The sequence below is a fragment of the Mucilaginibacter limnophilus genome, assembly GCF_004005815.1.
Classification (GTDB): Bacteria; Bacteroidota; Bacteroidia; order Sphingobacteriales; family Sphingobacteriaceae; genus Mucilaginibacter; species Mucilaginibacter limnophilus.
The window spans coordinates 1-17065 of the sequence record NZ_SACK01000008.1 but is presented as its reverse complement, the minus strand read 5'-3'; the positions used below and the strand labels follow the sequence as shown (position 1 = coordinate 17065).

Below are 17065 nucleotides of genomic sequence, written 5' to 3'. Positions count from 1 at the left end.
TATAAAAATAAAAAAGGCGCCTGATAAACAGACACCTTTTTTATTTTAATGTTGCACGATTATTAATTAATTGGCATCATTTATTGCTTTTACGGCATCGTCAGCAGCTTTAACTGATGCGTCGTCTTTCTTTTCAGCACGTTTTGTTTTGATGTTGTTAAGCACATTAATTACGTATGGTGCTACACCATATTTTTTGTACTTAACGCCAAGGTCTTTCAACTTGCTGATAGCTTGCTGCGCATAAGCAGGGTTGTTAACCTTACCGGCAACCTCACCAATTTTTGGCAATACATCAAACTGAGCCTGTGGACTCAATTGTGTAAAGTTCTCGTACAGGAAAGGCCATTGCTCTTCGCCACCGTAAGTCGCATAAGTGTTTATCAGTGCCTGGGTAAGCTTGCCTTTGTTATCTTTTTCAAATCCTTTTGCAGCTTTTAACGCTTCAGCAGGTTCTATTGCAGCAATAGCTTCGAGCGATGCAGCTTGTATAGCGTACGATTGGCTGCTTAAACCTTCGCGGAACAGCGTCAGCATACCAGCAGCTTTAAGTTTACCCAACACTTTAATTGCCGCGGCGCGTACCAGCGTATTTTCGTCGGTACGGGCAAGCTGCATAATAACAGGTTGTGCCTGGTTACGTACTTCGTCACTGTTCATGTTAGCAGCTTCAATAGCCTCAATGCGCAGGCCGTAATATTTATCTTTAAGGGCAGAGATGATGATCTTCTGCGCGTTTTTGTCGCCCTGGCTTGCGGCCGCAGCATTGATAGCCTCTAAACGGTCAAGGTATAAAGGCGCGTTAGCATACTGGAATGCAAACTCTTCAAGCGATTTCTTGTCAGTTTTTTGCGTAGGAAGCACCTTGTCGCCGTCAACGTTAACAAGGTTAGGTTTAGATGCTACCTTGAACGACAGGGTGTCGGCCTTGGTAGTTAGCCATACATTATGACGTTCTTTTTTACCGCCTGCATAAATATCAACAGCTATAGGTAGTTTAAACGCGTCGCCGGTTTGGGTTTGGGCAACATATACCTTTTGGGTTTTAGTAGCTTCGTCCCAGTTGTAAGTAATGTTTAATACCGGGTGGCCCGAGTTAAAATACCACTCGTTAAAGAACCAGTTTAAATCGCGGCCGCTGGCTTCTTCAAAAGCCAAACGTAGTTGGTGCGCTTCACCGTTCTTAAACGCGTTTGTTTTCAGGTAAATATTTAGTCCTTTAAAGAAAGCGTCTTCACCTAAATAATTACGCAGGTAGTTTAATATAGTACCACCTTTTTGGTAAGTAACCACGTCAAACACGTCTTCTTTATCATGGTAGTAAAACCTTACAAGGTTTTTTTCTTTTGCACTGCGGTTACGCAGGTAGTTTTGCAGATCGTCGTAAATATGCGCGCCGCCCTCATCTTTACCGTATTTATGTTCTGCCCAAAGGGTTTCGCTAAAATCGGCAAACGATTCGTTTACGGTTAGGTTGCTCCAGCTTTCGGCGGTAACATAATCGCCAAACCACTGGTGAAAAAGCTCGTGCGCGATAGTGCTGCGGCCGGCATCATAATACGCGTCGATCAGCTCGCGCGGAGTGCCTTGTACATAAGTGCCGTGCAGGGTAGCGGTGGTGTTTTCCATAGCGCCGCTTACATAGTCCCGCACTACAATCTGCGCGTATTTGTTCCATGGATAATCAACACCCAGTTTTTTCGAGAAGAAGTCGATAGCCTCAGGCGTAAATCCGAAAATTTCTTTCGCATAAGGCGCGTATTTCGGTTCAAGGTAATAGCTTACCTCTTTATCTTTCCATTTGTCTTTGTAAATTTTGAAATCGCCCACAGCCATCATAAACAGGTATGGCGAGTGTGGCAGTTCCATTTTCCAGGTATCAGTACGGGTACCATCGGCATTTACTTTTTGTGATGCCAGGCGGCCGTTTGACAGCGTTACGTATTTCGCAGGAACGGTCATGGTAAGCTCCTGGGTGGTTTTTTGCCCCGGCTTATCAATAGTAGGGAACCATGCTGATGACGACTCGGTTTCGCCTTGTGTCCATATCTGGGTTGGTTTGTCTTTTTCGGTACCGTCAGGGTTGATGAAATACAAGCCTTTAGCATCGCTGATCGCCGCGCTGCCTTCAACTTTCAGTTCATCAGGCTTGGCGGTATAGTCGATAAACACAACATATTTTTCATTATTACGGTAAGTACGGTCGAGCTTGATGTTCAGCATCAGGCTGTCGTAGCTAAACTTAAGCGGAACAAGTTTGGCACCGTTAACAATCGATACATTTTTAATGTCCATGCCTTTGGCATCAAGCTTCAGGCTGTCAACAGCATAAAAATGCGGCTTAATGGTTATCCATTCTTTTCCGTACAGGTAACGTTTTTTGTAATCGAACCGCACATCAAGTTTGGTGTGTATCAAATCGTTGACTTTGGCAGGTGTTTCCCGGTAAATTTTCATCAGCGGGTCTTCGGCCTTGGGTTTCGGCTGTTGTGCCAGGGCCGGTACAATGCAGGCGGTAATTAAAGCGCCTGCAAGCAGGGTTCTTTTCATATAAAAATGAGGTGTTAAAAAAACAAATTTAACAGTTTATTAAAGCTACGCAATGCAAACCGTTAAATTACAAAGGTTAATATAGCGATTACTAAGACGGACACGTTTCCAAATTGTTACAAAAGCTGATATGTAATAACATATATTTACTGCTATGTTTACCTAACCAATGCTTATAAACCATGCACAGAAGAAATTTTATCCGGAATGTATCAATCGCCGGTTCTACGTTTTTGATAGGCCCGTCACTGGCATCAGGCTTTTATACCGGCTCGCCAAATAAAAAGGTTGTTATTGGCATAATGGGCGTTAACGGCCGCGGCGGTTACCTGGCGCAAAAGTTTGCAGGCGTTGCTGATGTGGAAATTGGCTATATATGCGATGTTGACAGCAACGTATTAAACAAATGCATTGCCGACGTTGAGAAAACCACCGGCAAAAAACCCAAAGGCTATACCGATATACGCAAACTGCTTGAGCGAAAAGACCTTGACGCTTTAGTTGTAGCTGCTCCCGACCATTGGCATGCGCCCGCAACCATACTTGCCTGTCAGGCCGGTAAGCATGTGTACGTTGAAAAACCGTTGAGCCACAATCCTAACGAAGGCGAACTGGCCATTGCCGCGGCAACAAAGTACAACCGCTTTGTACAGATGGGCAGCCAGCGTCGTTCGTTCAGCAACGTGCAGAAAATGGTTGACGAACTGCACCAGGGCATTATCGGGCGTGTGTATTTTGCCCGCGGATGGTATACCAATCGCCGGGCAAGCATTGGCGTAGGCAAGCAGGTGGCAGTTCCGGCAAATTTGAATTATGATTTGTGGCAGGGTTTTGCGCCACGCCAACCTTATAAGGATAATCTGATCCACTATAACTGGCATTGGTTCTGGAACTGGGGCACAGGTGAGGCGCTTAACAATGGCACACATGAAATTGACGTGATGCGCTGGGGTTTAGGTACTGATTTCCCTGAGCGGGTAACCTCATCAGGCGGGCGCTTCGCCTTTAAAGATGACTGGGAAACACCTGATACGCAAACCATACTGGTAAATTTTCCGAACAATACCGCGCTGTCATGGGAGGGCCGCAGTTGTAATCAGCATTACCAGGGCGATGGCCGGGGCGTGATTTTTTACGGTGAGAACGGCACCATTTACTATGGCGGCGGTAATGGTTACCAGGTACTGGATGGAAACAACAAGATTGTAAAAGAAATAAAGGATGATACCGTGGTTGACCCAACCAATAAACTGAGTCCGACCGAGTTGCTTGATACTACCCACCTGGCAAACTTTATTCAAACCATACAGGGCAGTGCCAAACTTACCCAGCCGGTAACTGAAGGGCACAAGTCGACATTAATACCACAGCTTGGTAACATCGCGCAGCGTGTAGGACGAGTGCTGAACATCGATACAAAAAACGGCCACATTTTGAATGACGCGGAAGCGACGAAACTTTGGAGCCGCGAGTATGCGCCGGGATGGGATTTGAAAGTTTAAGACACCTCATAAAATTAATACTCAATGTCTTTTCGACGAGGTACGAGGAGAAATCTTCTTAGTCATGGCAGTGAGCCGGTTGCTTTAGAAGATTTCTCCCTACGGTCGAAATGACATAAGAAAATATAACCAACAAACCAACCATGAAAACCAATAAGATACTTGCACTGATGTTAATAGCCGCTGCTACTACGGCATCGGCACAAATAAAAAAAGGTTATACAAGCCTGTTCGATGGAAAAACTTTAAACGGATGGAAACGCCTGGCCGGTACTGCCGATTACCAGGTGGTTGACGGTACCATACAGGGAACTACCGTAATGAACTCGGGCAACACTTTCCTGGTAACCGAAAAAGAATACGGCGATTTTGTGCTGGAGCTTGATGTTAAAATGGAAAGCAATGTAAGCAACTCTGGTGTGCAAACACGCAGTCATTACGATGCTGCCGGATACGGCGGCAAAGGCAGGGTATATGGCCGCCAGTGCGAATTTGACCCTTCGCCGCGCGACTGGACAGGTGGCATCTACGATGAAGGCCGCCGCGACTGGCTATATCCGCTTGATCTGAACCCTGCTGCTAAAGGGAAATTTAAAGTTGGCGAATTCAATCATATCAAAATAGAATGCATTGGCAACGAAACTAAAACCTGGATAAACGGTGTACCCGCAGGCTATGTGATTGATACGGTTGACGCTTCAGGCTTTATCGGTTTACAGGTGCATGGCATAACTACCGAGGCACAAGCCAACAAGAAGGTATGGTTTAAAAATATTCAGATAAAAACTACAAGCTTGAAACCCGAGACATTTGATAAAGACATTTTTGTAGTAAATCTTGTAGCAAACAACCTGTCGGCTTATGAACAACAAAACGGCTGGAAGCTGTTGTTCGATGGAAAAACTTCAAACGGCTGGCGCAGTGCCAAAGGCGGTGGTTTCCCGGCAAAAGGTTGGTCGATAACTAATGGCGTAATCAGCGTTGCCCCTTCAGATGGCGGCGAAGCAACCAACGGCGGTGATATTGTAAGCAATGATCAATATAAAGCGTTCGACCTTTCATTCGATTTTAAACTTACCGAAGGTGCCAACAGCGGTGTAAAATACTTTGTTACGCTTGACGAAAAAACACAAGGCTCGGCTATTGGCCTGGAGTACCAGGTGCTTGACGATGAGCGCCATCCCGATGCCAAACTTGGCCGCGACGGTAACCGCACGCTGGCATCATTGTATGATTTAATAAAAGCCAACAAGCAAGCCCGCTTTGTACACCTGCCCGGCAACTGGAACACCGGCAGGGTAGTGGTTTATCCGAACAACCATGTTGAGCATTACCTTAATGGCGTAAAGGTGCTGGAGTACGAGCGTGGTTCAAAAGAATTTAAAGACCTGGTAGCCATCAGCAAATACAAAATCTGGCAAAACTTCGGCGAAGCGCCGCAAGGACACATCCTGCTGCAGGATCATGGTAATGCTGTAAGCTTTAAAAGTATTAAGATTAAAGAGTTGAAGTAGTTCTTTTGTCCGAAAGTCGGGAAAGTCCGGAAGAAAATTAAGCTAATAAAAAAACCGCTGTTGTGCAGCGGTTTTTTTATTATTTGGTGATCTTTTCCGACTCCCGGACTTTTCCGACTTTCGGACTAAAAAACCTTAGCAGTACTGATCAAAAGCGTAAACCAGGTTATCGGCAATCATTTGTGCAGGGCGGCCTTCAATTTGATGGCGCTCGATGATATGCACTAATTTGCCGTCTTTAAATAATGCCATTGATGGCGATGACGGTGGATAAGGCAGCATGTAGTTACGTGCGGTATCAACAGCTTCTTTTTCCATGCCGGCAAAAACGGTTACCAGTTTATCAGGGTGCTTTTCGTATTTTACAGCAGCGCGGGCAGCAGGGCGGGCGTTGGCAGCGGCACATCCGCAAACCGAGTTTACCACAACAAGCACGGTGCCTTCGCTTTCAATAGCTTCTTTTACCGCTTGCGCGTCTTTCAGTTCCTCAAAGCCCGCGTTGGTTAATTCGGCACGCATTGGGGCTACTAAATATTCAGGGTACATCATAGTTATTACCTAAGTTAATTTTTTACAAAAATATCAAATCAAAAATAATATATCTGTGGCAGGCGTAATAATAACATTCTGTTGACTTTACGGCTTTGTGTCGTCTTCTTTCGGATGGCATAGCGCGTCCTTAATATCTATCAGCAATACCGATACAACATTTAATCCGCTGGCTGCGGCTACGGTAAGCAAGCCATCAGCAAAGGATACTTTAAAAAATAAAAGGTAAATAATAGTACCGTAATATGGTGTCATGCAGATAGGACAGCCATATATGGGTTTATACAAATGCCCTTTCGGCTCAATAATTTTTTTTATACCATCAAATATCATCCCGCGCCAGCTGCAGGCATGGATGAAGAGGACTATCATGGCGATGATGAGCGCGTGTTCTAACATAAGTTAATGCTCAACAAATAACATTCCGCTATGTTCTGCAATCTGGCATGTAATCTGTAAATCATATATAATCAACGCTTAACACAACCATTTCATTAAGAAAATCTTAATGCGTATTTTTGCATTTCAAAATTTGAATTATATGTCGACTGTAGAGACTGCCTACGTAAAACACAAAGTAAAAGACTTATCGCTGGCTGATTGGGGCCGCAAAGAAATAGAATTGGCTGAAGCAGAAATGCCGGGCCTTATGGCGCTTCGCCAGGAGTACGGCCCTTCAAAACCATTGAAAGGCGCGCGTATTGCAGGCTGCTTGCACATGACCATACAAACGGCCGTGTTAATTGAAACTTTGATTGAGCTGGGCGCTGAAGTTACCTGGTCGTCATGCAACATATTTTCAACTCAGGATCACGCCGCTGCCGCTATTGCTGCTGCCGGAATTTCTGTATATGCCTGGAAAGGCATGAACGCCGAAGAATTTGACTGGTGTATTGAGCAAACTTTATTTTTTGGCGAAGAACGCAAGCCATTGAATATGATATTGGATGATGGCGGCGACCTTACCAACATGGTATTGGATAAATATCCTGAACTGGTTGCTGAAATTAAAGGCCTTTCTGAAGAAACTACTACCGGCGTACACCGACTGTACGAGCGTATGAAGAACGGTACCCTGCCAATGCCTGCTATCAACGTGAACGATTCGGTTACCAAATCGAAATTCGATAACAAATACGGCTGCCGTGAATCATTGGTTGACGCTATCCGCCGTGCTACCGATGTAATGATGGCCGGTAAAGTGGCTGTTGTTTGCGGTTATGGCGACGTAGGTAAAGGTTCGGCCGATTCACTTCGTAATGCAGGTGTTCGTGTAATTGTTACCGAGATCGACCCTATCTGCGCTTTGCAAGCCGCTATGGAAGGTTTTGAAGTGAAAAAACTTTCAACCGCTGTAGCCGAAGCTGACATCGTAGTAACTGCTACCGGCAACAAAAATATTGTTCGTGAAGAACATTTCCGCGCATTGAAAGACAAAGCCATCGTTTGTAACATCGGACACTTTGATAACGAAATTGATATGGCCTGGTTAAACGGTGCTTATGGTAATACCAAAATCGAGATAAAGCCACAGGTAGATAAATATACCATTGAAGGCAAAGATGTTATTGTTCTTGCCGAAGGCCGCCTGGTAAACTTAGGTTGTGCAACTGGTCACCCAAGCTTTGTAATGAGTAACTCGTTTACCAACCAAACGCTTGCTCAATTAGAGCTTTGGACTAACGGTGATAAATACGAGAACCAGGTTTACACTCTGCCAAAACACCTTGACGAGAAAGTAGCCCGCCTGCACCTTGCCAAAATTGGTGTTGAACTGGAAGTGTTAGATCAGGACCAGGCAGAATATATCGGTGTAACTGTTGAAGGCCCGTTCAAACCGGAGTACTACCGTTACTAATATTTTGATTCAAGAATTAAGATTCAGGAATTAAGATAGAATAAGAAAGGCATGGTGATAACCATGCCTTTTTTGTTATAAGCTTTTGTCATGCTGAACGTAGTGAAGCATCTATTTGCCGATAGATGCTTCGTTCCTCAGCATGACAAAAGTTAAACTAAACGTCCAAACGTCATGCTGAACTTGTTTCAGCATCTCACATGCAAATCGGTTGACAGTCCTGAGGGATTCCAAAACAAGTTCGGGATGACGCTACACATCGTTATTGCTTCGAACAGTAATGACTATCACACTCCCAGCAATTCCTTAGCATTTTGAATAGCGCTCTCCCCGGGTTTATCACCGCTCAGCATTTTGGCTATTTCCAGAATACGTTCCTGTTGATTTAACTTTTTAATACGTGTGTATGTCGTAGCCGACTCGTTATCTTTATACACAAAGTAATGACTTTCGCCTTTACCGGCTATCTGCGGCAGGTGGGTAATGGTGATCACCTGCAGGTTGGCAGCAAGGCGCTCCATAATGGTACCTACTTTTGATGCTACCTCGCCTGAAACGCCGGTGTCAATCTCATCAAAAATTATCGTAGGCAATGCGGTATTTTGTGCGATAAGCGATTTAATGCCCAGCATCAACCGTGACAGCTCACCACCTGATGCAACCTTGCTCATTTCGCCGGGTGCATGTCCCTTATTAGCCGAGAACAGGAAGCGGACATTATCGGTGCCCGTTTTAGTAAAGTCGGCTACAGTAGAAAGCTCCACTTTTAACACCGAATCCTTCATGCCCATTTCGGCAAGTGTGGCCACTACTTGTTGCTCAATCGCAGGGATTGCTTTTGCACGTTTGTCCGACAGTTCATCTGCTAATTTTTGCAGTTCAGCTTTTATGGCAGCTATCTCTTTTTGCAGTTTTTCAATGGCTTCGTCGCCAAATAGCGCCTGTTGTAATTTGCCTGAAAGATCATCCTGTATTTGCAGCAATTCGGCATTGGTGGTAACACGGTGCTTTTTCTGCAGGTTATAGATCATGCTGAGACGGGTGTTTATCTCTTCAGCACGTGCTTCGTCGGTAAATGTGCGCTGCTCTATATTTTCAACTTCAGCGGCAATATCTTTAATTTCAATAATGGTACTGCCAAGGCGCGTGTGCAATTCTTCAATCTGAGGGTTATACTTGCTCAGGTTTGATAGCTGCTGTGCTGCTTCTTTCAATTGGTTAAGCGCTGCGGCTTCGCTGTCCTGCAGTACATATGCCACTGCCAGCAGGTTCCGTTTTATTTCTTCGGCGTGGTTAAGTGCATATAGCTCTTGTTCAAGCTGTTCCTGCTCATCGGCAACAAGATCTGCTTTTTCCAGCTCATCGTATTGAAATTGGTAATAGTCAAGGTCGGCTTTGGCTTTGTCGTTTTCTTCTGTTAATTGCTTTAGCCGTGCCGTTTCGTTTTTGTATTGTTTAAATCTCTGCTGATAGGTATTCAGCAGGGCATCACTCTTCGCCTGCGCGTCAATCACCAGTAACTGGAAGCCCGCATCGTTAATCTCTAACGTAGCATGCTGTGAATGTATGTCGATCAGCCGTTCGCCAAGTTGTTTAAGCGAGGTAAGATTAACCGGCGTATCGTTAACAAAGGCACGTGATTTACCATCGGCGGTTATCTCGCGGCGCAGAACGGTTTCGGCTTCATAGTCGAAGTCGTTTTCCTCGAAAAAACTTTTTAGATGAAAGCCGTCGATCTTGAACTGCCCCTCAATTACACATTTTTTTTGCTGATTGAAAAAATACCGGCTTTCGGCCCGCTGACCAAGTATTAGCGAAAGCGCACCTAAAATGATTGATTTTCCGGCGCCGGTTTCACCGGTGAGTATGTTTAACCCGTTATCAAAACTGATATCGAGGTTGTCAATAAGCGCGTAATTGTTAATGGTAAGCCTTTGCAGCATAAAAAAAAGTATCCTCAAGGTTTGAGGATACTAAATTACAATTAGCTATTGTGAAATGCTAAATTAAATAGCTTTTATTTAGGGTCTACCGGCGAAGCTGGTGCTACAATATCCGGTGCAGGCGGTACATCTGGTACTGCTTCGGCATCCGGCGTAGCACGCGGATCAGCTACCGCCTCATCAGATGCATCAAAAGAGCGGATGATCACATTGCGCTGTTTGAGCTTTTCTTTAAACGCCGGACTATTGGTATAGGCACGCAGCTTTGCACTTGCTTCGGCAAGCAATTTTTGCTGTTGTTTTATTTGCGGATTATCACGATAAGCACGCATTTTTTCGCCTAACTGGCGTAATGCCTGCTGTTGTTGTTTAATAGCCGCGTTGTTGTGCAGTTTGCCAATACTGTCCCCAAGAGTTCTTATTCTTGATTGCTGTGCTTTAAATTCAGGGCTTTGATAGTAATCACGCACCTTTTGACCAAGCTCTCTAACCTTATCCTGTTGCGCTTTTATTTGTGGGTTCTGTGCGTATGCGCCTACTTCTTTGCTCAGCCTGCTCACTTCAGCCCTGTTTTTATTAAATTCTGCAGAACCGAAGTTTGATTTTTCAAGACGGGTGCTGGCGGCTTCAAGTTGTTTTTCTAGGGTTTTGAATGCAGGTGCATCGTAATACTGGTCAATCTGTTTACCGGCTTCATCAAGCTGTTTTTCCAGCTTCTCCATTTCAGGATTATTGCTCCATTTCTTGTCAAACTCTTCCGACAACTTTTCCTGCTCTTCAATCAGCTTGCGCATTTCAGGCGAATCATAGTAAGCGCTTATGGCCTCGCCGTTTTTTTCCATTTCCTCACTAAGTTTTTTAAACTCCGCACTTTCGTAAAATTTCTCGATTGCTTCGCCATGTTTTTCTACTTCGGCAGAAAGCCTTGCCAACTCAGGGTCATCATCAAAAGAATAAATGACTGTTTTACCTTTTTCTGTTTTAATCTTGTAAACGCCTGTTGTAGTTTTCTTCTTAACACCTTTTTTAACAGGTTTCTTACCCGGAACGGTGTCGGCAAATAAATTGCGGGCAATGGCAATAGGGTTTATTACAATTTTGTTGTTCTTTATTTCAGGATTAAGCCAGGCTATGCTGCCCAAACTTAAAGTGAATAGCAATATTACAGCTAATATATGTCGCACATTGGCGGTTAATTTTCTTGTTGTCATGATACGTTCAATACGGTTAAGTAAAACATACTTTTTGCCGGTAGCGGCAAGGGCCAGCTGCAAATTGGGTTTATATTGCTCAAGCTTTAAAAGCGCCCGGGCATATACCAGCGGCTGTCCGGTCATTTCTACCACATGATCGTCGCAGCTATTTTCACGCTCGGTGTTAATAATGCGGTTAACCAGTATGGCAAAGGGATTAAAAAACATCAACACACCGATAACCTGCTGCAGCAGATTGAACAGATAGTCGTTGCGTTTTATGTGTGCAAGTTCGTGTAATAAGATGGCCTCAACTTCTGCGCTGCTCAGCGATGTACTTAGGGTTACGGGCAGCAGGATGATTGGTTTCATGAAGCCGATTACGCCCGGTACATCAACCATGCGGCTGATATTTACCGATACGTTTTTGCTGATATTCAATTGTTCGGTATAGGTTTTAACCGCTTGCTGCAGCTCGTCAACCACAGTAAGCGACCGTTTAACCTGAATGATATTCCGCCATGCAAAGCATAGTTTAAGCGCGTTAAGCAACAAGCCAATAAGATATACCACCGTGATATATGGCAGGTACTGCTTAATAATGTACTGGTAACTGTCAGGCTGGTTTACTACTCTGCTCACCGGCGACGGTACAAAATTAAACGGCGCCACATTATCAAGAGCCTGTTTTGCCAGCCAGTCAACATGGCTAACCTCGTTAAAAAAAGTAACAACAAACCATCCGGCCATCGCCAGCAGTGCCAGCATACCCAAATTATGCTTTTTGGCCGACGACAGCGAAGGCGCACAACTTAACACAATCTGCAGCAACAAATAAACCAAAAGCCCCTGCCAAAGCGAGTGGATAACGGTAATGCCTAAAACCTGACTGATGTTGTTTAACAAGGTCTCCATATTGATTACTTGGTTTTGCGTTGTTCAAATTGTTCAAGGTACTGCTTAATGGCGTCTATCTCTTCTTTTGAGGTTTGATGCTGGCCAAGCGCCTGTATTACCAAATCAGACGCAGAACCTTTAAAAACCGTTGCAATAATTTTGTCTAAAGCTGTTTTTTGTGCTTTCTCACGTGTAAATAACGCAGTGTACTTATGCGTTTTTTCGCTGCTATCGCGGCTAACCAGCCCTTTTTCAAACATTATCTGCATCAACTTAAGCGTAGTGGTATATCCTGCATCTTTTGTTTTTTCAAGTTCTTCATGCACATCGCGCACTGTACATTGGCCCTTGTTCCACATAATTTGCAAAATTTCCAGTTCGCTCTCGGTTGGTTTTATCTCAGTCGGCATCTTATTACGAATTAATTCGTACAATTATATACGATTAGTTTCGTATATGCAAATTTATTTTGTTAAAAAGTGTAAAGGGTATGGGGTTAGTGGTCATCCGGAACCTGTTTCGGGATCTCACAGGACTGTTAATAAAGCACTTTGCATGAGGGATGCTGAAACAAGTTCAGCATGACATTTTTTAAAGTCGCTCACCCTTGGAGAGGGATTTAGGGTGAGACTTCTTCCTACCGCCCCTGCAACGTCTGATACTTCATGCCATTTGAGGGATCGGCCTGTATCAATATATTATAAGCTGTTGCTTTTTCCTGCGGACTTGCCTGGCTGAAGATAGATACCAGTTCGTTGCTTTTGGTTGTATAGAACATCAAAGGGAAGTAGGAGCCTAAACGTTTACGGTCGACATCGCTAAGCGATGGTAGTAAAGCGGCAATTGCCTGTCGTCCGCGCAGTGCATTATCAGCCATCAGGTCGAGCCCGTTGCGGTGGTAATCGTAATAAAAGCTGCGCAGGTTGGCATATATCTTATTGTTTAAGTTCTCGGCCAGCCAATAGCGGTTAAGGTTACTGTCGAAAGCTTTCCAGCCACGTGCCGAGCCTGTTTGCGCGTTTATCACCACGTTTTGCGCAGCAGCAAAATATGGGGTTCCGCCAAAGCGCGAAAAGCTGTCGTTATCCAGGCCTACAATAATATAAGCATAAAAGGCCAGTACGGCACTCAGGTTGCTTTGAAAGTTTTGGTCGGTATAGTCAATGGTTTGCCCTTCGGTATAAGTAAAATCGAAATCACGGTCGTTAATATTAACCAAACTCGAAGTATATGCCGAATTAAATACCGGGCGCGATGCCTGCACTTGTATTTCCCCACTAAAATTACTGCTGTTATCCCATGAATTAATGGTGATCACAAAATTACAATCAATACGTTCATTGGGTAAAAGCACGTCGGCGCTCCATTTGCGGCCGTTCAAAAAATCGCGTATCCCGGTCTCCATCACCTCGAATATGCGCTTGTTGGTTACCTGTATCTTTTGAGTCAGCACCTGCACCCGGGCGTTTAAATCCTGTGCGGCGGCGGTGTAGCTAATTAAACAGAATACAATATACAGGCACAGTTTCTTCATAAGCGGTTTATCAGCTCCGTAACTTTCAGGCAAATGTCGCGGGCGGCTTCGGTTTTTGTTTTCAACTCAAATATAGTTTTTTGCAACGAAGCATCTATCATCGTTATTTTATTTGTGTCGCCTTTAAAACCGGCACCGGCATCGTTAAGTGAGTTGAGGATGATGAGGTCGAGGTTTTTCTTTTGCAGCTTCTGTATTGCGTACTCCTCCTCGTTCTCGGTTTCTAAGGCAAATCCAACCAACACCTGCCCGGACTGCTTACTTTCTCCCAGCGTTTTTAAAATATCAGTAGTTTTCTTTAGTTCGATGGTAAGACCTGAGTTCTGTTTCTTGATTTTCTGCGGAGCAACTTCAATAGGCGTATAATCGGCTACAGCTGCGCTCATTACACACGCGTCTGCCTGTAGGAAATGTAAGGTACAGGCTTCAAGCATCTCTGCAGCGGTGGTTACATCAATACGCTGAATGTTATTATGCTGAAGTTTTTGTGCTGTTGGTCCGGTTATCAGCGTGACATCTGCACCTGCGGCGGCAAATTCATCGGCAATGGCAAAGCCCATTTTACCAGATGAATGATTACCGATAAAACGAACCGGATCGATAGCCTCATAAGTAGGGCCGGCGGTTATAAGCACCTTTTTATCGGCTAACGGAAGTTTTTTTTTTATTTCTGCGGAGAGTAAATCTATTATTTCCTCAGGCTCGGCCATACGCCCTTCGCCATACAATCCGCTGGCCAGTTCACCCGTACCTGCCGGTATAAGTATGTTGCCATACGACTGAAGCTTCTGAACGTTCTGCACAGTTGACGGATGCTTCCACATATCAAGGTCCATAGCCGGGGCAAAATATACCGGGCACTTAGCCGAAAGGTAAACCGCAGTAAGCAGGTTATCGCAAAGCCCGTTGGCCATTTTTGCCAGGGTGTTTGCAGTTGCGGGAGCTATCAGCACGATATCCGCCCAAAGGCCTAAAGCCACATGATTATCCCACTCACCGTTATCGGTATTAAAGTAATTAATGTGTACCGGGTTTTTTGATAGGGTAGAAAGGGTAAGCGGTGTAATAAAGTTGGCGGCATCAAGTGTCATCACCACCTGTACATTGGCGCCTGCCTTAACAAGCAGCCTAACCAACAACGCCGATTTATATGCGGCGATGCTTCCGCACACGCCCAACAATATGTTTTTACCCTGTAGCATACTGCTGCAAAAATATAGGTTACAATGGAAAAGCCGTAAAATAAAAATGCCCCTTGCGGGGCGTTTATTATTCTTTTGTTGGGTTGCGGTAGTAAATCTTGTCTTCTAAAAATTCCTGAACAGCTACCAGCGTTGGTTTCGGCAGTCTTTCGTAGTATTTAGAGATCTCGATTTGCTCGCGGTTTTCAAAAACTTCCTCAAGGTTGTCGTTTGACGATGCAAACTCAGAAAGCTTTTGGTGAAGCTCTTCTTTAATATTGTTTGAGATCTGGTTGGCGCGTTTCGCCATGATCACCAGCGACTCATATATATTATCGGTACCCTTGTCCAGCTCGCGAAGATCGCGGGTAACGGTGCTGCTTGCCACAGCGGGCTTGTTTGTGTTAGTGCTCATATCTTTATTAATTTTCTAATTCCGGATGTTGATCTTTTACTGATGGCGGTTGTGATTGAACCGTTGTGTCTTTTTCTGCAAGTTCTTTTGCCTTTTTAGGATTGAACCTTACCTGTGCCAGTACGCGTTTAGCATTTTCTATACCGCTTTGGCTGTCCTTTTTGTACTCGGCCGCATCTTTAACATATTTGCTGTCGGCATGTTTTTCTAAAAACTCGTCAGCATAAGTTATAGCCTGGGCATAGCGTTCTTCCTGTTTAGTTTCCAAACTGTTTTTAGCAAACAGGTATTGGGCCTTTACAGTTAAAAACTCAATCTCTTCGGCGTATTTGGTATCAGGATAATCACGCAGGGTATTGTTAAATGAAATAACTGCGGCCTGGTAATCCTCAATAGTTAAATACAGCTTAGCATTCTGGTATGATTTCTCTTCCAGTTTATCGCGAAGATTTTGTATCAATTTTCCTGCCTCGGCCACACGGTCGCTTTTTGGGTACAGCGTAATAAAATACTGTAAAGCTTCAATAGCCTTGCTGGTATTTTCCTGGTCTAACGAGTATATCGGCGAATCGAGATAGTAACAATAAGCCGACATAAAGCGGCACTCTTCAGCACGGCTGCTTGATGGGTAAGTATCTGCAAATGTTTTAAAGTGATACCTGGCTGATGTATAATCGCGCAACTTGTAGTTCGAATAGGCGTAATAATAAAAAAGATCCTCATATCCCTCCCGACCGCGATACCTTTGTACAAGGTCGTCAAGAAGTTCAAGCGCCCTGCCGTATTTCTTTTCATTATAATACCGCAATGCCTCTTTGTATTTTTTCGAGTTGTCGTTACTCGCTTTTAGTTTCTCAAATTTGCTTTTACAACTTCCAAGGGCAATTATTAAAACTGCCAGCAAGCCCGCCACAAACGATAGTTGTTTTTTAAACATCCTGCAAAGATAATCAATACTTATAAATCAGTCAATTATTTATTTAGCGGCGAATATAATGCGCTTATATTATATATATAGCGTGGGGTTTGTTATTTAACATCTTTTAACCCTTGTCATATTATATATATTATGCTTGATAGCAATTACACTTAAATGCTTTTCTTAATTATATATACTATGCTTTGCCGCAGCCACACTTAAACGCTTTGATATTATATATAGTGCATGTACTGTATATATAGGATGTATAAATAGAAATGCAATTTTGTCGTTTATGGCCGCTTTAATATAAAAAAAGCTTGTTTCGGCTCGTAAATGAACTTTCTAAGATTTTGTTTTAAATTTTTATAAATTTTTCGGGCTGATAAACAGCATGTTGCGATATAGTAGGTAATAAAAAGTTAGCAAGGGTTTGCAGAAGCCGAAAATGTACCTACCTTTGCAGCCCGCAAACGAAGAAACGCGGGACGCTCTTTAGGTACTGAAACAAGCAAATTTGAAAGAATAAAAAAAAATAAAAAAATAAAATTTGCAGATTAAAAAAAGGTTCTTACCTTTGCATTCCCAAAACAAAGGGAACTCTGAAAAGAGAAAATTTCGAAAGCGATTTTCGAAATCAAATTGAAAAAGTAACCAGGTAAAACTGGAAACAAAATACAAATCCGAACCGTGACGGGGAGGAAATAAAGTTCTTTAAAGGAAAGATAATCATGTAGCGTAGCGGGCTATGTTAAGTGCAGAGAAAGCGAAAGCAGACGAGGCACAAAGAGTAACATAGTACTGTCAATTAAACTACTCTAAGAAGAGTAGAAACCAGAGAAAAGCCAATAAGGATTTTTAAAAGTTAGTTGGATATTGTAAAAGATATATTTTTTTACAGATTCTATTGATTGAGTTAATAGGGTCAGTGAGACAAACAAAACATTATACAATGGAGAGTTTGATCCTGGCTCAGGATGAACGCTAGCGGCAGGCCTAATACATGCAAG

At 43.7% G+C, this 17065-nt stretch carries 13 protein-coding genes and 1 rRNA gene; 4 read left to right on the top strand and 10 right to left on the bottom strand.

Annotated elements, in window-relative coordinates; all coding sequences use genetic code 11:
- Nucleotides 1-66 precede the first annotated feature (66 nt).
- Nucleotides 67-2550, bottom strand: a complete 2484-nt coding sequence (locus tag EOD41_RS16105; protein WP_127706800.1) for a M1 family metallopeptidase — start codon at nucleotides 2548-2550, stop codon at nucleotides 67-69.
- A 182-nt stretch (nucleotides 2551-2732) separates the two neighbouring features.
- Between EOD41_RS16105 and EOD41_RS16100 the strand changes: the two genes are divergently transcribed.
- Both EOD41_RS16100 and EOD41_RS16095 read left to right on the top strand, forming a co-directional pair.
- The gene (locus EOD41_RS16100) at nucleotides 2733-4052 is read left to right on the top strand and encodes a Gfo/Idh/MocA family protein (RefSeq protein ID WP_127706798.1); all 1320 of its coding nucleotides are present in this window, start codon (nucleotides 2733-2735) and stop codon (nucleotides 4050-4052) included.
- 143 nt (nucleotides 4053-4195) lie between these two features.
- Entirely contained in the window at nucleotides 4196-5566 is a 1371-nt protein-coding gene (locus tag EOD41_RS16095; RefSeq protein WP_127706796.1) for a 3-keto-disaccharide hydrolase, read from the top strand.
- A 135-nt stretch (nucleotides 5567-5701) separates the two neighbouring features.
- On the opposite strand, the gene EOD41_RS16090 is transcribed toward EOD41_RS16095, so the two are convergent.
- Together EOD41_RS16090 and EOD41_RS16085 are read right to left on the bottom strand one after the other, a co-directional pair.
- On the bottom strand, nucleotides 5702-6112 hold the full coding sequence (locus tag EOD41_RS16090) for a BrxA/BrxB family bacilliredoxin (protein WP_127707214.1): 411 nt from the start codon (nucleotides 6110-6112) through the stop codon (nucleotides 5702-5704).
- 90 nt (nucleotides 6113-6202) lie between these two features.
- The gene (locus EOD41_RS16085) at nucleotides 6203-6514 is read right to left on the bottom strand and encodes a hypothetical protein (RefSeq protein ID WP_127706794.1); all 312 of its coding nucleotides are present in this window, start codon (nucleotides 6512-6514) and stop codon (nucleotides 6203-6205) included.
- Between the two features lie 142 nt (nucleotides 6515-6656).
- Between EOD41_RS16085 and ahcY the strand changes: the two genes are divergently transcribed.
- On the top strand, nucleotides 6657-7973 hold the full coding sequence (gene ahcY, locus EOD41_RS16080; protein WP_127706792.1) for an adenosylhomocysteinase: 1317 nt from the start codon (nucleotides 6657-6659) through the stop codon (nucleotides 7971-7973).
- 287 nt (nucleotides 7974-8260) lie between these two features.
- On the opposite strand, the gene recN is transcribed toward ahcY, so the two are convergent.
- The 7 genes from recN to EOD41_RS16045 all read right to left on the bottom strand — a co-directional run bounded on the left by recN (nucleotide 8261) and on the right by EOD41_RS16045 (nucleotide 16073).
- Entirely contained in the window at nucleotides 8261-9916 is a 1656-nt protein-coding gene (gene recN / locus EOD41_RS16075) for a DNA repair protein RecN (protein ID WP_127706790.1), read from the bottom strand.
- Nucleotides 9917-9990: 74 nt separating this feature from the next.
- On the bottom strand, nucleotides 9991-12024 hold the full coding sequence (locus EOD41_RS16070) for a M56 family metallopeptidase (RefSeq protein ID WP_127706788.1): 2034 nt from the start codon (nucleotides 12022-12024) through the stop codon (nucleotides 9991-9993).
- Between the two features lie 5 nt (nucleotides 12025-12029).
- Entirely contained in the window at nucleotides 12030-12416 is a 387-nt protein-coding gene (locus EOD41_RS16065) for a BlaI/MecI/CopY family transcriptional regulator (RefSeq protein WP_127706786.1), read from the bottom strand.
- 227 nt (nucleotides 12417-12643) lie between these two features.
- Nucleotides 12644-13540: a type IX secretion system protein PorD gene (gene porD, locus EOD41_RS16060; protein ID WP_127706784.1), complete on the bottom strand. Its 897-nt coding sequence runs from the start codon at nucleotides 13538-13540 to the stop codon at nucleotides 12644-12646.
- Nucleotides 13537-14742: a bifunctional phosphopantothenoylcysteine decarboxylase/phosphopantothenate--cysteine ligase CoaBC gene (gene coaBC / locus EOD41_RS16055; RefSeq protein WP_127706782.1), complete on the bottom strand. Its 1206-nt coding sequence runs from the start codon at nucleotides 14740-14742 to the stop codon at nucleotides 13537-13539. The genes porD and coaBC overlap by 4 nt, the downstream gene beginning before the upstream one ends.
- 67 nt (nucleotides 14743-14809) lie before the next feature.
- The gene (locus EOD41_RS16050; RefSeq protein WP_127706780.1) at nucleotides 14810-15136 is read right to left on the bottom strand and encodes a DNA-directed RNA polymerase subunit omega; all 327 of its coding nucleotides are present in this window, start codon (nucleotides 15134-15136) and stop codon (nucleotides 14810-14812) included.
- 7 nt (nucleotides 15137-15143) lie between these two features.
- Complete coding sequence (locus EOD41_RS16045) at nucleotides 15144-16073, bottom strand: outer membrane protein assembly factor BamD (protein WP_127706778.1); 930 nt, start codon at nucleotides 16071-16073, stop codon at nucleotides 15144-15146.
- A gap of 931 nt (nucleotides 16074-17004) precedes the next feature.
- Here EOD41_RS16045 and EOD41_RS16040 point away from each other — a divergent pair.
- Nucleotides 17005-17065, top strand: a 16S ribosomal RNA gene (locus tag EOD41_RS16040); the annotation flags it as partial.

Bases quoted from the DNA above. Each gene is read 5' to 3' on its own strand.
- EOD41_RS16105 (WP_127706800.1), bottom strand. From the start codon at position 2,550: ATGAAAAGAACCCTGCTTGCAGGCGCTTTAATTACCGCCTGCATTGTA.
- EOD41_RS16100 (WP_127706798.1), top strand. From the start codon at position 2,733: ATGCACAGAAGAAATTTTATCCGGAATGTATCAATCGCCGGTTCTACG.
- EOD41_RS16095 (WP_127706796.1), top strand. From the start codon at position 4,196: ATGAAAACCAATAAGATACTTGCACTGATGTTAATAGCCGCTGCTACT.
- EOD41_RS16090 (WP_127707214.1), bottom strand. From the start codon at position 6,112: ATGTACCCTGAATATTTAGTAGCCCCAATGCGTGCCGAATTAACCAAC.
- EOD41_RS16085 (WP_127706794.1), bottom strand. From the start codon at position 6,514: ATGTTAGAACACGCGCTCATCATCGCCATGATAGTCCTCTTCATCCAT.
- ahcY (WP_127706792.1), top strand. From the start codon at position 6,657: ATGTCGACTGTAGAGACTGCCTACGTAAAACACAAAGTAAAAGACTTA.
- recN (WP_127706790.1), bottom strand. From the start codon at position 9,916: ATGCTGCAAAGGCTTACCATTAACAATTACGCGCTTATTGACAACCTC.
- EOD41_RS16070 (WP_127706788.1), bottom strand. From the start codon at position 12,024: ATGGAGACCTTGTTAAACAACATCAGTCAGGTTTTAGGCATTACCGTT.
- EOD41_RS16065 (WP_127706786.1), bottom strand. From the start codon at position 12,416: ATGCCGACTGAGATAAAACCAACCGAGAGCGAACTGGAAATTTTGCAA.
- porD (WP_127706784.1), bottom strand. From the start codon at position 13,540: ATGAAGAAACTGTGCCTGTATATTGTATTCTGTTTAATTAGCTACACC.
- coaBC (WP_127706782.1), bottom strand. From the start codon at position 14,742: ATGCTACAGGGTAAAAACATATTGTTGGGCGTGTGCGGAAGCATCGCC.
- EOD41_RS16050 (WP_127706780.1), bottom strand. From the start codon at position 15,136: ATGAGCACTAACACAAACAAGCCCGCTGTGGCAAGCAGCACCGTTACC.
- EOD41_RS16045 (WP_127706778.1), bottom strand. From the start codon at position 16,073: ATGTTTAAAAAACAACTATCGTTTGTGGCGGGCTTGCTGGCAGTTTTA.